Origin of the sequence: Stenotrophomonas hibiscicola ATCC 19867, assembly GCF_000382065.1 — a bacterium.
GTDB classification, from domain to species: domain Bacteria; phylum Pseudomonadota; class Gammaproteobacteria; order Xanthomonadales; family Xanthomonadaceae; genus Stenotrophomonas; species Stenotrophomonas hibiscicola.
The window spans coordinates 296,350-310,562 of the sequence record NZ_KB907503.1 but is presented as its reverse complement, the minus strand read 5'-3'; the positions used below and the strand labels follow the sequence as shown (position 1 = coordinate 310,562).

Sequence of the window (14,213 nt, the reverse complement as noted above, 5' to 3'; positions counted from 1 at the left end):
GGCTCCACTGGTGTCGGGCATCAGGGCGCAGCTTCGGCCTTCAGTGCCGGCCAGTTGCGGGTGGCGTCCACATCACAGGCCACGTGCGTGCCTTTGCCATCCTTCGCGCAGATCGCAGCCATGGCTTGCGGGATCTTCGGGTCTGCGGTGTGCGAATACACCGCTGCCAATGCCAGGCACCCTTCGCGCACACCCGCGCCGCACAGCGTCTCGAAGTAGGGCAGCGACGCGGCCCATTTTTCGGACTCGAACAGCGCTTCGCCGGCCACCTTGCAGCCGAGCAGCTTGCCATCGGTGCAGCAGGCCTTTGCGCCGTCCTTGCGGGCCAGGGTCGGGCAATCCAGCGGCAGCGGGATCTCCACGAAGGCCACCGGCGGCGTGCAGGTGGCATTGCCTGTGGCGGGCTTGCGCTCGTAATAGGCGAAGCGGTTGCCGCCGTCGACGCTGGCCAGGTTTCCGTTCTTCAGCGGCTGCAGTACGAAGTCGCTGCCGACATCGCGACGGATGAAGATACGGCCGTCCTGCAGGCGCGCGCGCATGCGCTGGTCGCGACCCTCGGCCTCAACCAGGCCGCCATCAAGGAAGCGCAGCTGCGAGAGCACGCCGTATTCGGCTTCAAAGCTGCCACAGGGCAGTGCGGTGGCCGGCACCGGGGCCAGTGCAGCGGCCGGTGCGGTGGCCAGGCTGGCAAGTGCCTTGGCGCGGCCGCAGGCCACGCCGTCCGCGCGCTGCGCGCACGACAGCTGCAGTGCTTCGTGGGCCTGTGAAAGGCGTCCACCACTCCACAGCACCTCGGCAACGTCGACGCAGAAGGTCTCGCCGTGCTGCTGCCGGCACAGTGCGGCCAGCTCATCGAGCTGCGCCGACGGCAACGCAGGGTCGACCGCATGCTGCAGCCCGAGCAGGGACTTGCCGATCATCTCCAGCCCGATCACCTCGGCGATCGCCCGGCAGCCCTCGGCGTTGAAGGATGCGGAATCCTCCTTGCAGATCTCCGGTTTCGGCGGCTCGGCTCGTGCAGGCGCGGGGGCTGCGTCCTTGGCCCGCTGCTGGTAGGTCTCCAGCAACCGCATGCAGGCTGCGCCCACGCCCTCGGCACACCAGGCGTGCAGTTTCACGGGTGCGGCCTCCGGCAGCGCCTCCAGGCACTCGGAGGTGTTCATCACGCAACCGTCTTCGATGGGCTCCGGCATCGTCTTGCAGGCGGCGGCGTGCTCACGGGTGAACTCGCGATAGGGCGTGCTGATCGTGCGGTCGTTGTCCGAGAAGTACCAATTTTCCAGCTGGCCCGTGGACAGGTTGCCGGTACCCAGCACGTCCTCCTGGCGGGCGATGCGCAGCTCCTCTGTCGCCTGGTAGGGGCCGGACAGGAAGCCGTGGCCTTCGCTCTCGAGGGTCAGCGTGGTGTTGCCGCTGCTGTCCTTGTAGGTGCCGCAGGCCATCGACTGCGCAGCGGCCGGCAGGCTGGCCGAGGCCAATGCAAGCAACAGCAGGGAGCGCCAGCCCGCAGCGCGGGGGCGAAGGGAAACAGCAGCAGGCATGGGGTCATCCTTGAAAGAAGTGGGGCAGGGCCTGTCCGGTGCGGGGCGCACCGCAGGCGGGGAAGGCGCCACGCGTCAGGCGTGGCGCCGGAAGATCAGAGCCAGTCGCGCGGCACCAGGTAGTCGGCCAGGCGCGCCTCGGCGCTGCCCGCTTCCGGGGTGAAGCCGTATTCCCAGCGCACCCGCGGCGGCAGGCTCATCAGGATGCTCTCGCTGCGGCCACCGCTCTGCAGGCCGAACAGCGTGCCGCGGTCATAGACCAGGTTGAACTCCACATAGCGGCCGCGGCGGTACAGCTGGAACTCGCGTTCGCGCTCGCCATAGAGGGCGTCCTTGCGCTGCTGCACGATCGGCAGGTAGGCCTGAAGGAAGCCATCGCCGACCGCACGCAGGTAATCGAAATCGCGCTCGAAGTCGCCGTGCAGGTCGTCGAAGAACAGGCCGCCAACGCCACGCGTTTCATTGCGGTGGCGCAGGAAGAAATACTCGTCGCACCAGCGCTTGTGCGCGGCATAGCGTTCCTCGCCGAACGGCGCACACAGGTCGCGTGCGACCCGGTGCCAGTGCTGCACGTCTTCGTCGAACGGATAGAACGGCGTCAGGTCGAAGCCGCCACCGAACCAGCTGGCCACCACTTCACCGTCGCGCTGCGCCTGGAAGAAGCGCACATTCGCGTGGGTGGTCGGCACGTAGGGGTTGAGCGGGTGGAATACTAGCGACACGCCGGTGGCGCGCCAGGAGGCGCCGGCCAGTTCCGGGCGGTTGGCCGAGGCCGACGGCGGCAGGCGGCTGCCGGCCACGTCGGAGAAGCCGATGCCGGCCTGCTCGAACACCGCACCGTCACGCAGCACGCGGGTGCGCCCGCCACCGCCCTCGGCCCGCTGCCACAGGTCTTCCTGGAAGCGGGCCTGGCCATCGACGGCCTCGATCGCCGCACAGATGCGGTCCTGCAGGTCGGTGAGGTAGGCGCGCACGCGCTCGAATTCGTTCATGGCGCGTACTTTACCGCAGGGCCCGCCCGAAGCTGCGGGCAGGCCCTGGCCGGCTCAGCGCTTGCGGTTGGGGTTGCGCGGTACCGGAAGGTCGTCCACCGCCGCCTCGTCACCCGCCTTCTGCAGGGCACCGCCCAGCGTGATCAGCTCCCAGTTCTGGGTTTCGAGCACGTCGCAGGCCACATGCAGGCCGCTGCGGTCGGCCTTGCACAGCTGTTCCAGGATTCGACGCGCGTCCACCTCCGCACCGTTGCCTTGTGCGGTGACCAGATTCTCGCAACCCTCGCGGACACCGGCACGGCAGACCGTTGTGTAGTGCTCGACGGCCTGCAGCCAGTGCCCGGACAGCGCAAGACGGTTGCCGAGAATGTTGCAGCCCTGCAGCTTGCCCTGCGCGCAGCAGGCGTCGGCACCGTCCTCGTTGGTCAGTGCCAGCGGGCAATCCTGTGGCAGTGGCAGCACCCTGAACTGCTTCGGCGCACTGCACCGGGTCGGGCCCTCCCCGGTGGGGACGAACACCTGGAAGCGGGTCCAGTTATCCAGGCCCAGCAGCTGCCCGCCGGGCAGCGGGCGCAGCACGAAGTCGCCGTCCCGGTCGTGGTGGATGCGGATGTCGCCCGCTTCGACGCGCGCGCGAAGATGGCTGCTCCAGCCGACACCGACCAGGCCGGCATCGCCGAAATCCAGCGTGTCCATCAGGCCGTCGTCGGACCGGTAACTGCCGCAGGGCAGGACCGTTGCCCGCTGCGGTTGCAACGACGCACCCACCGCCTGCAACGCAGGCAGGCGCTCGCAGGTGGCGGTATCGTTGCCGGGTGTGCAGGCCGCAGCCAGGGCCTGCACCGCCTGCAAGTGGTCTCCTGCCTCCCAGGAAAGTTCAGCCACGCGGGTGCAGAAGCCGCCATGGAATACCTCGCGGCACAGCCGCAACAACTGTTGCCGCCGCTCGGCCGGAATGATCACCGGCACGGTCGGCGCCGTCATCGTCACCATGGCTTCGGTCATGGCTGCCGTCATCGCCGCCTTGACCAGCTGCTCCTGCACTGCGGGGTCGGCCTCGAGTGCGGCGGCACACGCCGCGGTTCCCTGTTCGAAGCCACCGTCGTCACAGGCGGCGGGGAGCTTGATGCCGGACAGGGCGGCGTCGAGCGCTGCCTTTGCCAGGGCAGGATCGGCCGCGACCGTGGGTTTGGCCTCCTCGTGCCAACGATCAGCCAGTTGCAGGCACATGCCTGGCACGCCTTCCCGGCACCCTGATTCCAGCGCGGTCGGGGTGGCTTCGCGACGGTTGTCCAGGCACGCCGCCGCATCGGCCAGGCAGCTGCCTTCAGCCGGCGCGGCGGCTGCGGCGCACTGTGCAGGGGCCTGCAGGATGTAGACCGTGCCATCCACCTCGACCGTCCGGCCACGATCGCGCACCTGCAGCGCGCTGGGCAGGCCGTACTCCAGGTTCACCAGTTGCAGCTTTCCGTCGATCTGCTGGAACGCGACCGGAGAGGGCGCACTGCCGAAGTGTTTCTGCTCGCCGCGGTTTGGCGAGCTGATGCGCAGCGTACCGCTGCCTTCGTCGGCTTTGAACATGCCGCATTGCGGTGACTGTGCGGCGGCCATCGGCGCGGCCAGCAGCAGCGCCCAGGCCAGCCAGCGGCGGCGCGGTGCGGGTGAATGCATGTCGTCTCCTTGACGATCGAACGGAAAACTCCAGGCGCTACGGCGAACCACGGCCCTCGCGCGGGGGCGTGCATTGTGCCGTGCCGGGCACCGGCTGGTAACGCTGATATCCCGTCTGCGCATCCATACCAAGCAGGTCGCCATTGCCGAGCTGACGCAGCACAAGGGTTTCGCCGTTCTGCTGCAGGTGGATCGCGCCGTCATGCAGACGGCCACGCGCGCCATCGCCGAAGTCGAGCCTGTCGATCACGCCACTGTTGGCCTGATAGCGGCCGCACGGCACCTGCTGGGCCGGGACGAGGCGCAGGTCCGCGCCGAGATCGCGCAGCGGTGCGATGCGTTCGCAGGCACTGATGCGGCCTGCATCGCAGACCACCTGCAGGGCCTGCACCGCCCACGCGGGTTCCAGCGCGATCAACTGCTGTTCGGCCACTTCGACGCAGAAGCGACCACTGCGGTGCTGCAGACACAGCTGCTGCAGACGATCGCGTGCAGCGGCCGGAAGCGGTGAATCCAGTGCGTCTTCGTCTTCCTGTTGCAGGCGTTCACCCACCCGCTGCATCGCGGTGGCCAGCGCATCACCGGTCAGCGCCTCGCAGGCCTGCGGGTCATGCTCGGGCGTGTGTTCGCGGCAGGCGGACGGGCGCTCGAAGAGGGCGGCGCCGGTGTCACCAGCGGCTGCGGCGTTGCCATCGCGCAGTTGTCGCAACAGCGCCGAGCAGCCCGCGCCAACGCCTTCGCCGCACGCGCGCTGGGCCTGGCCGGGAGAGGCCGTGGGCAGCTGCGCAATGCAGTGGCTGCCGGCGGCGCGACAGCTGCCGTCCATCGTGCTGGGCTCGACGGTGCAGGCACGGGACTGGCGCAGCGTGTAGGTCACCACCCCGTCGTCCTCGATGCGCTGGCCATCGGCACTGATCCGGATCGGCTCCGCCACGCCATCGTCGAGCATGACCAGGCGCGTCTGCGCCGCACTGCGATCAACCCACAGCGGCTGCGGCTCGCTGCCGTCAGCGTGGTGGTAGCCGCTGCTGGGGGTGGTGAACACCAGCGCCATGCCGCCATCGGCGCTGCGGTATTCGCCACACTGCAACGCGTCGGCGCCGGCTGGCAGCGCGGCGAACAGCAGCAGTGCGGGGAGAAGAGCCTGCAAGCGCATGCGACGGTCCTTGTCGTGCGGAAAAGGGGGGCTCAGTGGAAACGTGAGCGGATGTCCGGCCGCAGCAGGCGCCAGGCCAGCCAGCCCTGCAGGCCGAGGAACACAAATGACATGGCCACCACGGTCAGCGTGATCAACCAGCGTTTCAGATGGAGTTCCTGCTGCAGGAGGGCGTCGTCGGAGAGAAACGGGATGACGTCACGCATGAACACATCCAACCAGCCGGCGATCGCAAAGTTGGTCACTGCGCTCAGCAGCAGGATCACCACAAAGCTCCACAGGCCCCAGCTGCGCTCGCGCAGCAGGCCCCAGCTGGCCAGGGTCGAGGCCAGGCACAGCAGCGCGACGATCAACGACGCGGCCACCGGATGCGCCAAAAGCCAGATCAGGCTGTGCAGGTGCTGGTCTTGCACTTCCCTCTCAACCAGATGCCAGATCGGAAGGTTGTGCAGCGGCCACAGCAGTAGTCCCTGCATCACGAAGTAGACCGTGAGCAGCAGTGACAGCCAGAACGAGGCCTGTGCGATCGGGCGCACCCAGGCGTGATAGGCCGGCTGGACCAGCGAAGGAATCGGCGGGATCGACATTGACATCCGGTGTCCTTGCAATCGGTGCCCGCGCGGTCAGCGGGCCGTCACCCGGGTGGCGACCGCCGGCAGGATATGGTGTTCGCTCAAGGGTGCCAAGGGCAGGCCATGCGGCGGTTGCAGCGGGACCCAGGCCAGTTCGGCGATCTCGGCGCGCGCCTGCGGCGTGCCGTGCACCTGCACCCACCAGGCCTGTGCCTGTACGCGCTGGCCAGGCTCATTCACCGCCCAGTCCTCGAACGTGCCCAGCGCAGCCGCTGAAGCCGTACGCAACTGCACGCCCAGCTCCTCGTCCAGCTCGCGGGCCAGCGCCTGCAGAGGCGCCTCGCCGGGTTCGGGCTTGCCGCCCGGCTGGATGAAGCGGCTGGCGCCCTGCTTGCGCACCACCAGCGCCTGGCCGCGGTCATCCAGGATGACCGCGGCCACGATGTGGATCGTGGCCGCGGCGTTGCTCACTTCAGGTTCTGCTCGAACAGCTTGAGGATGCGCTTGTACTGGTCCAGCCAGGAATCGGCACGGGTGTAGCCGTGGCGTTCCAGCGGGTACGGTGCGATCGACCAGTTGTCCTTGTGCAGTTCGATCAGGCGCTGGGTCAGGTTCACCGAGTCCTGGAAGAACACGTTGTCATCCATCATGCCGTGGGCGATCAGCAGGTTGTCCTGCAGGTTCTGCGCGTACTCGATCGGTGAGGACACGCGGTACGCCTCCGGATCGATGTCCGGGGTGTTGAGGATGTTGCTGGTGTAGCCGTGGTTGTACTGGTGCCAGTCCACCACCGGGCGCAGCGCGGCGCCGGCCTTGAAGGTGCCCGGCGAGCGGAACAGCGCCATGAAGGTCATGAAGCCGCCATAGGAACCACCGTAGATGCCGGCGTGGTCGCGGTCACCCTGCTGGGTGTCGACCAGCCAGTCCAGGCCGTCCTTGTAGTCTTCCAGTTCCGGGTGGCCCATGTTGCGGTAGATCGCCGTGCGCCAGTCGCGGCCGTAGCCCTCGCTGCCGCGGTAATCCATGTCCAGCACGATGTAGCCCTTCTGCACCAGCAGGTTGTGGAACATCTGCTCGCGGAAGTAGGCCGGGTAGCGCTGGTGCACGTTCTGCAGGTAGCCGGCGCCGTGCACGAACATCACGATCGGGTACTTCTTCCCCGGCTCCTTGTTTTCGGGCTCGTAGTACTTGGCCCAGACCACGCCGGCACCGTGCTTGGACGGCACTGCAACCAGCTTCGGCTGGATCCACTGGCGTGCCTTGTAGTCGGCGGTGCGGGTGTCGGTCAGCACGCGGGCCTGGCCTGCGCCAGTGCTCGGTACCACGGCCAGCTGTGCGGGCAGGTAGGCGCCGGAGTAGCGCACCAGCAGCTTCTGGCCGTCCGGCGACAGCGAGAAATCCTCCACGCCGTTGAGGCTGGTCAGCTCGCGCACCTGGCGGCTGCCGGTGTCGACCGCGCAGACTTCGTAGTCATGCGGCGCCTGCTGGTTGCACAGGAAGTAGAAACCCTTGCCATCGGCCGACGGCACCGGCGCCGACGTTTCCCACTTGCCGCTGGTCAGCGCCTGCGGCTTGGCGGTGCCGGCCTGGGTATACAGGTGCGAGAAGCCCGATTCCTCGGACAGCAGCCACAGCGTGCGGCCATCGGCCATCCAGCCGAAATCGTTGAAGCCCCAGTTGATCCAGGCGTTGTCGGTCAGGCGGTGGCGGTTCTGCACACGGCCGTCGGCAGCGTTGACGCTGATGATCCAGCGGTCCTTGTTGTCGTTGGCACGCAGCATCACCGCGGCCTGCTGGCCATCGGCGCTCCAGCGGATGCCGCCGCCCATGAAGTCGCTCATCACCTGCACGCTGCGCTCACCCTTCAGCGCGTCCTTGCCGGCCTTGCGGCGCAGTTCGGCCAGCGGGTCGGTGCTGATGCCCGGCAGGCTGGCCAGCGAGACCTTTTCGGCCTTGCCGGTGCGCACGTCCACGTACCACAGCGTGTGCGGCTCGAAGCCATTGCGGCCGACGCGGGTGCGGGTGTCCTCGGTTTCCTCGTAACCCGATTCGGTCACATACAGCGGCATCTTGCTGGTGCGGCCGTCGTCGAAGTCCTTCGGCTTGGTCACCACGATCAGGTGGGTGAGGTCCGGCGACAGCACGCTGTCGGCGATCTCCACGTCGGCGCCCAGGTACACCGGGCCCGGCGCACGCGTCGGGTCGGCCTGGCGCCAGCGCTGGTCCTGGTCCTTCAATGCCTCGCGCTGCTCGCGGTCGCGGCGCAGGGTTTCCAGCGTGCGCAGCTGCTGGTCGCGCAGCACATCGGCCTTCGGCGGCGTACGCGGATCCTTTTCGGCCTTCAGGCTGGCCACCTGCTGCACGCCGCTGGCGGCGGTCCAGTGGAACCAGTTCTGGCCGACGCGCCAGATCACGCCATTGTCGGCGGCGAAGTTCACGTTGCCCGCGCGTTCGTTGCTGCGGGTGAGCTGGGTCAGCGCGCCACTGCGCAGGTCGCGCACGAACACATCGCCATTGCGCACGAAGGCGCTGCGGCTGCGGTTGCGATCGTAGACGGGATCGGCCACGTCCAGGGTGCCGCGCTGGTCATCGGCCACCTGCGCGGCCACGCCGCCGGTCAGCGGCTGGCGGAAGGTGTCGCGTACCGGGCTGCCGCTGCGCTTGAGCTGGTACTCCACCTGCTGGCTGTTCCACGACCACCAGGCCTTCTCGACCGGCGGACCGATCCAGTCCGGGTCGGCCATCGCCTGTTCAATGGTGATCGGCGTCGGCGCGGCATGCGCAGCCGGTGCGGCCAGCACGGCCGACAGCAGGAGGGACAGGGGCAGCACTCGGGACATGGGCGGACGGCACCAGAAGAGGAAACCGGCCAAGGGTAGCAGCCGTCCGGGCCGGGGGCAGGGGCCACAGGTCATGGCAGCGGCATTGGCAAAGTGGCGCAACCGGTTGCCGTGGTCGCGCATCCATTCTCCTGAACCCGCATCATCCACCGAACAGGAGCCCGACCATGCAGGAATTGATCCCGATCACCCTCTTCATCTGCATCGCCTACGCGATCCACGCCATTGCCGATGCCCGCGCGCGTAGCAAGCTGGTGGCCCCGCACGTGCCCGAGGAAGTGATCCGCTCGCTGGCCGTGCTGGAAGAAGAGCGCCGCCGCCAGGGCGCGCTGCGCTGGGGCATCAGCTTGGTCAGCTTGGCCGTGGCGATGGGCCTGCTGGAGGCGATCGGTGCACGCGAGCTGACCTTCGGCGCCGCCGCTGCGATGGTCGGCAGCGCCGGCCTTGGCCAGCTGCTGGCCTGGCACTTCACCCGCCCTGCCGCGCGCAAGGGCTGAGCCGGCGCATGCCACGGGCACAGGGGGCGCCCCGTAGATGAGCCTGCTCGGCGAAGCACTGGCTGCATTGCGGGGACGCCGCCGCGACGTCCCCGTCGAGCCCACGCCGGACGCGGACGACGACCGCGCCCTGGTCAGCGCCATCATCGATGGCTCGCAACCGGCCTTCGCACAGCTGGTGCAGGCCCATCAACGTACCTGCGCGCACGTGATCGGGCGCATGGTGGGCGACCGTGATCAGGTGGCCGACCTGCTGCAGGAAACCTTCCTGGCCGTGTTCCGCCAGCTGCACCGGTTCCGCTTTGAATCCTCTTTGCGTACCTGGGTTTCACGGGTGGCTTACACCACGGCGTTGCAGCACCTGCGCAGGCGACGGCTGGAGGCGCAATGGATGGTGGCGGTGGAAGTACCCGAGGAACTGGGTATTGGCGATGAAGGGCCGGGGCCGGCTGAACTGAGCGAGGCGCTGCAGGCTGGTCGCCATCTTGGCGCGGCGCTGGAACGGCTGAGTGCACCGCAGCGGCTGATCGTCGGCCTGCATTACCTGGAGGATTTCGATCTGGCCGAGATCGAGCAGGTGACCGGGCTGGCGCGCGGTACCATCAAGAGCCACCTTCACCGTGCGCGCCAGGTCCTGAAGCAGGAACTGACGCGGCATGCCGCCGCCGGAGAACTGCTGTGAATCCACCGACCGACCCTCGCGATGCGGAAAAGCGCGCGCTGGCGCAGGCGTTGCGTGAGCAGGCGCAGCAGGAACAGACACCGGATGTGAGCGAGGCGCTGCAGAAGCGCATCGCCGTTGAGTCGCGCGACAGTGGCGTGGGCTATGTGGTGGTGCAGGTGGTGTTGCTGGGGGCGTTGGTGGCAGGGGCTGTCTGGTACTTCTGGCGCTGACAGGACGTGGTGATGCGTTAGACGCATTCTGCGTGGTCTGCAGGACCAATGACCTGGAATGAGGACTCGTGAAACTCGCGAGCTTCATCAAGATGTGGTGATTAGCGCCATGACGAGTCGTGATCGCGCCGCCAATCGTAGGCTGATGTTGCCGACAATGATTCTGAGCTCTCAACCATCTTGAGGAAAGTTGCAGAGTTCCATTCCGCTATTGAGGTTCATGTGCGTCCTGGGGAACTCTCGGTCGTCGGCAATCGCTGACGCAGGTCATAGCCGGGGAGGCTTGGACCTGTTCGCGTTCCATCAACTTCAACGGAGATGAGTCATGTCGAAGATCGACAAGTCTGTGCTGCTTCCCCCTGCTCTCGTAGCACTGCTTGGCCTGTCCGGCATTGCAGCTGCAGCGCAGTCGGATGCGTCGCCACTGGTTCAGAGCCTCTCGATTCCAGAAATCAGCATCGATAGTGGGATGTCTACGCACGAACTGCCTGGCGATCATGAAATCGCAGGTACGCAGTGCACGAGCTACTCGAGTGGCGGTACCCATTGCGGACACTACTCCACCGGAGATCAGCAGAAGGAGAGTTTCAGGTTCGCGCACGCAGTTCCTGAAGTCCGGAAATTCATTATCTGATAGAACGGGCGATCGCTGTAAAGGTGATCGCCCGCCATCAAGGAGCGATTGATGGAGCTGTGCTTTGAAGATCTGAAGAGGGCGATAGATGAGCCCGGACGCACGGCCGATGTGTGCGTGGCGTTGATGAAAACGTGGATCGAGATTACTGGGCAACGCTTGGGAGTTGCGCTTTCAGTCAAGCGAGGTGAAGGGGCTGGGATTCAGGGCCGGGTCGACGCGATAGAGCGTGCAATTCATCGCCTTGACGCTGCCGGAAGACGGAGGCTTCTTGCCTCGCCTTGGGTATCCGCATTCCTGGACGAGTCGGCGGGCATCGCATATGAAGATCAGCATGGTGAGCCGGTTTCGACTCTCGATGCTCTTTGGTTTGCGGCTATCGCCGAGTGCCCGGCTCAACAGCGCACCCACACCATCGAGCCGAAGCGGCCTGCTGTCGCGAGCCCGCTCGAAAGCGCTCTGGGCGACTGGGTGACAACGAGTGAGGGCGACATCGCTGAAAGGATGGACAGACCCAGGATTGGTGGAGTGATTGTCCTTGATGTGGACAGCCGGCTTTCGCAGAGGTACGAACCCGAGAGCGGAACGTTCTGCCAACCATCATTGGATATCCCACAGCACGAGATTCAAGTAATAAGGAACAAGCTTGAAGCGGCCATTCGTATGGTGGACGAGTCAGTTCCGCATCTCGGCTTGTTGATTCGAACATTCACAAGGCGTGTTCTTGTCAGAAAATCCATTGGCGTTGGTGACAGCGTAGCCCAGCTCAACCTTGGATCGGAGTATCGGCCAACTCACGCGGGCTGCATTCGCGTGCTGAATGTCCATAGGGAAGAAATGACGGTGGATCTTTGCGCAGAAGCGATCCTGCATGAATCTGTGCATTCGTTTCTTTCAGCATATGAGGATGTCTACGGGAAGTTCATGTCCAGCGCAATCCGCGTTCGGCCGGTCTCCCCCTGGTCGGGAAATTTCATTCCCAATCACTCGCTGGTTCACGCTGTGTTCGTCTACTACGCCATTCATCAGTTGCTCGCTAGTGCCTTGGAATTCTTCGTGGACTTCGACCATGCAGCAATCAGAAGAGTGAGGCGAAGGCTGATGCATATCGATGGGGGGTTCTTCATCGAGAGGAGAGTATCGACGCTTTTTGTGTTGGAAGAAGCGCCTTCAGAAAAGCTCACGGAACTGGTCGACGAAATGCAGAGTGAAATCAAGAGAGTTTACAGATCTCCAGAAGGCGCTGTGGTCGCGGAGGCGGTGGCATGAAAAATTCCATTGTCGTTCTTCACTCGGATGAGCAGGACGCAGTCGCGGTCGCTCTGCGCGACGTCAGGGACGTAACCGTGATTCATCTGGATCAGCTGACCAGCCTGTGGACGATCCGGGAAGCGACGCCGATCGTTGCCGCGCCCCTTGGTCGGAAGCCAATACTGCATGCAGGCTACGTAATCAACCGGGTGTTTGATATCTCTCGTTGCGATATCGGCATGAAGCTCCGCAAGTGTGGACTACATGAGAATTGGGCACATGCTGCACTGGGCTCTCTCCTGGTGGGTGCCGCAACACTGGCGCATGGAATCGGTACTCGCGGGGTGAGTAAATCACTTCTTCCGCTGAATGTTCAGTGGATGCTGATTTCTGGCCTTGTTTCGGACATCAGAGTTCCACCATTCGCGTTTGGCTTTGGCCACAGGATGCCAGACACTTCTCATCTCAAGGATCCTGTACAGAAATCCGTATGGTCCTACTTCAAGTGGGATGGGACGTCGGATGTAGAAGAGGGAGAGGAGCAGTGGCATCCCTTCTTCGTTGAACGGCCTGAGGGTGTGCCCGTAGTCTGCAGCTATCACGGCGATGCGGTTGACCTGGAATTTCCACGAGGCGCGGTATCGATCGGCGCGGGTGTTATCAGATCGCTAGTAGCTGCATGTCGCGAAACGTTCGATAGCAGAATTGGCGAGATCTTATTTTACGTCCAAGGGACGACAATCACTTTCTGTGCATTCAGCCCGTATCTGGCCACCCTTGGCGATCCAGTGAGAAGCAGGGATCTGCTTCTGCGTGGGATGCCGATCGCGTCTGTCTAGGCACAGGGTCAACTCCATGGAGGGTGTATGATCTTCTATTACGTTTCTCTGTCGCTTAAGCGCTTTCGGCAGCGCCTCCGGACGCACATTGCCGTCGCTCTCATGCTCGGTGCGGGAGTGGGAACCGCCATGGTGATGCTGTCCATTGTGCTGCAGGCATCCTCCGATCCGGTCCCGGGACGCAGCGGGTCGCTCTTCCGTCCACACCTGGACGTGCGCCCGGGAGCACAGCACGCGGCGGCACCTGATCCTGGGCAGGGGTTGACCTGGCCTGATGCCAAAGCCCTGCTGGACCAAGGGTATGCCTGGAATCAGGCGGCCATGGCCGGTGGTGCCGTGACCCTGCTGAAACCGGGGCAATCAAGCGCCCGGCTGCGTGCCAGATACGCAACGTCAGGAGTGTTCGGCGTGCTCGGGATCACTCTGGTGCAAGGGCGATCGTGGACGGCGGAGGAAGGGCAGGCTGGAAGTCGGATCGCTGTGCTGTCACGGGCACTCGCAGCGGTCGAGTGCCCGGCCGGATGCATCGGTCATCCGCTGGAGCTGAGCGGGCGCACATACACGGTTGTCGGCGTGGCGGAGGACTGGCATCCGGTGCCGATGTTCCAGGGAGACGTGACCCGTCGTCCTTTCGTGGAACCCGATCAGATCTATCTACCGGTTGAAACTGCCATTGCGGACGGATTGACCGTGGTCGACGGCGTGGCGGTCTGGGGCGGTGGGGAGGGAGTGGACCTTGCTGGCCCGCAGGCGTCCTGGCTGCAACTGTGGACATGGTTACCGACAGTGGATGACGTGTCTGGATACCGCGCGATGCTGAACGCGTACGCGCAAGCCCGGGATCTGCAGGTTGACCCGGACAGCGATCAGGTCGGGCTCTGGCCGCTGATGGCGTGGCTGGACCGACAGGGGCTGGTCCCTGAACGCACCCGGACACAGCTTCATCTGGCACTGCTTCTGCTGGTGGTCTGCATCGTCAATGCAGCCGCGCTGCTGGGATTCAGCCTGGGCGCGCGCCGTCGCGAGCTTGCGATACGTCGCGCGCTGGGTGCCCGGCGGGGGGATGTTTTTGCCCAGCTCATGTGGGAATCCGCATCGTCGGGATTGGCCAGTGCTGCATTGGCGGCCATTGCGTATGCGGTGGGCATGCGGCTGGTGGCGACAGGGGAGGTGCTTCCGTCGGCCATCACTACGCTGGACCCCGCGTCCGTACTGATGGCAGCCGGGGTTGGGTTCGCGACAGCGCTGTTGTGCGCGTTCATCCCCGCGCTGGAAGTCTGCCGGAGCGGATCGCTGTCGCGGTTGTTTGCAAAGGGAGCGGCGTGA

General features: G+C 65.4%; 14 protein-coding genes. 7 read left to right on the top strand and 7 right to left on the bottom strand.

What is annotated here, in order from left to right:
- Nucleotides 1-20: 20 nt before the first annotated feature.
- The 7 genes from G370_RS0117360 to G370_RS0117330 form a co-directional block, all read right to left on the bottom strand.
- On the bottom strand, nucleotides 21-1,541 hold the full coding sequence (locus G370_RS0117360) for a hypothetical protein (protein WP_019661732.1): 1,521 nt from the start codon (nucleotides 1,539-1,541) through the stop codon (nucleotides 21-23).
- 95 nt (nucleotides 1,542-1,636) lie between these two features.
- Nucleotides 1,637-2,533, bottom strand: a complete 897-nt coding sequence (gene hemF / locus G370_RS0117355) for an oxygen-dependent coproporphyrinogen oxidase (RefSeq protein ID WP_019661731.1) — start codon at nucleotides 2,531-2,533, stop codon at nucleotides 1,637-1,639.
- A gap of 54 nt (nucleotides 2,534-2,587) precedes the next feature.
- Nucleotides 2,588-4,204: a hypothetical protein gene (locus tag G370_RS0117350; RefSeq protein ID WP_019661730.1), complete on the bottom strand. Its 1,617-nt coding sequence runs from the start codon at nucleotides 4,202-4,204 to the stop codon at nucleotides 2,588-2,590.
- A gap of 37 nt (nucleotides 4,205-4,241) precedes the next feature.
- The gene (locus tag G370_RS0117345) at nucleotides 4,242-5,360 is read right to left on the bottom strand and encodes a hypothetical protein (protein ID WP_019661729.1); all 1,119 of its coding nucleotides are present in this window, start codon (nucleotides 5,358-5,360) and stop codon (nucleotides 4,242-4,244) included.
- Between the two features lie 32 nt (nucleotides 5,361-5,392).
- On the bottom strand, nucleotides 5,393-5,953 hold the full coding sequence (locus tag G370_RS0117340) for a hypothetical protein (protein ID WP_019661728.1): 561 nt from the start codon (nucleotides 5,951-5,953) through the stop codon (nucleotides 5,393-5,395).
- Nucleotides 5,954-5,983: 30 nt separating this feature from the next.
- On the bottom strand, nucleotides 5,984-6,403 hold the full coding sequence (locus G370_RS0117335; protein ID WP_019337913.1) for an NUDIX hydrolase: 420 nt from the start codon (nucleotides 6,401-6,403) through the stop codon (nucleotides 5,984-5,986).
- Nucleotides 6,400-8,772 carry a S9 family peptidase gene (locus tag G370_RS0117330; RefSeq protein ID WP_026347224.1) on the bottom strand — a complete coding sequence of 791 codons (2,373 nt, stop codon included), beginning with the start codon at nucleotides 8,770-8,772 and terminating at the stop codon, nucleotides 6,400-6,402. Before G370_RS0117330 ends, G370_RS0117335 begins: the two co-directional genes overlap by 4 nt.
- Nucleotides 8,773-8,939: 167 nt before the next feature.
- Between G370_RS0117330 and G370_RS0117325 the strand changes: the two genes are divergently transcribed.
- The 7 genes from G370_RS0117325 (at nucleotide 8,940) to G370_RS0117295 (ending at nucleotide 14,213) form a co-directional block, all read left to right on the top strand.
- Nucleotides 8,940-9,269 (top strand): hypothetical protein, encoded by a 330-nt coding sequence (locus tag G370_RS0117325; protein ID WP_010482336.1) that lies wholly within the window; start codon nucleotides 8,940-8,942, stop codon nucleotides 9,267-9,269.
- A gap of 37 nt (nucleotides 9,270-9,306) precedes the next feature.
- Entirely contained in the window at nucleotides 9,307-9,951 is a 645-nt protein-coding gene (locus G370_RS0117320) for an RNA polymerase sigma factor (protein WP_019661726.1), read from the top strand.
- Nucleotides 9,948-10,163, top strand: a complete 216-nt coding sequence (locus tag G370_RS0117315; RefSeq protein WP_019661725.1) for a hypothetical protein — start codon at nucleotides 9,948-9,950, stop codon at nucleotides 10,161-10,163. Before G370_RS0117320 ends, G370_RS0117315 begins: the two co-directional genes overlap by 4 nt.
- Before the next feature lie 325 nt (nucleotides 10,164-10,488).
- A complete protein-coding gene (locus G370_RS0117310; protein WP_019661724.1) occupies nucleotides 10,489-10,797 on the top strand; it encodes a hypothetical protein in 309 nt (102 codons plus the stop codon).
- A gap of 51 nt (nucleotides 10,798-10,848) precedes the next feature.
- Nucleotides 10,849-12,066 carry a hypothetical protein gene (locus tag G370_RS0117305; protein ID WP_019661723.1) on the top strand — a complete coding sequence of 406 codons (1,218 nt, stop codon included), beginning with the start codon at nucleotides 10,849-10,851 and terminating at the stop codon, nucleotides 12,064-12,066.
- The gene (locus G370_RS0117300; RefSeq protein ID WP_019661722.1) at nucleotides 12,063-12,887 is read left to right on the top strand and encodes a hypothetical protein; all 825 of its coding nucleotides are present in this window, start codon (nucleotides 12,063-12,065) and stop codon (nucleotides 12,885-12,887) included. Before G370_RS0117305 ends, G370_RS0117300 begins: the two co-directional genes overlap by 4 nt.
- A gap of 27 nt (nucleotides 12,888-12,914) precedes the next feature.
- Nucleotides 12,915-14,213, top strand: a complete 1,299-nt coding sequence (locus tag G370_RS0117295; RefSeq protein ID WP_019661721.1) for an FtsX-like permease family protein — start codon at nucleotides 12,915-12,917, stop codon at nucleotides 14,211-14,213.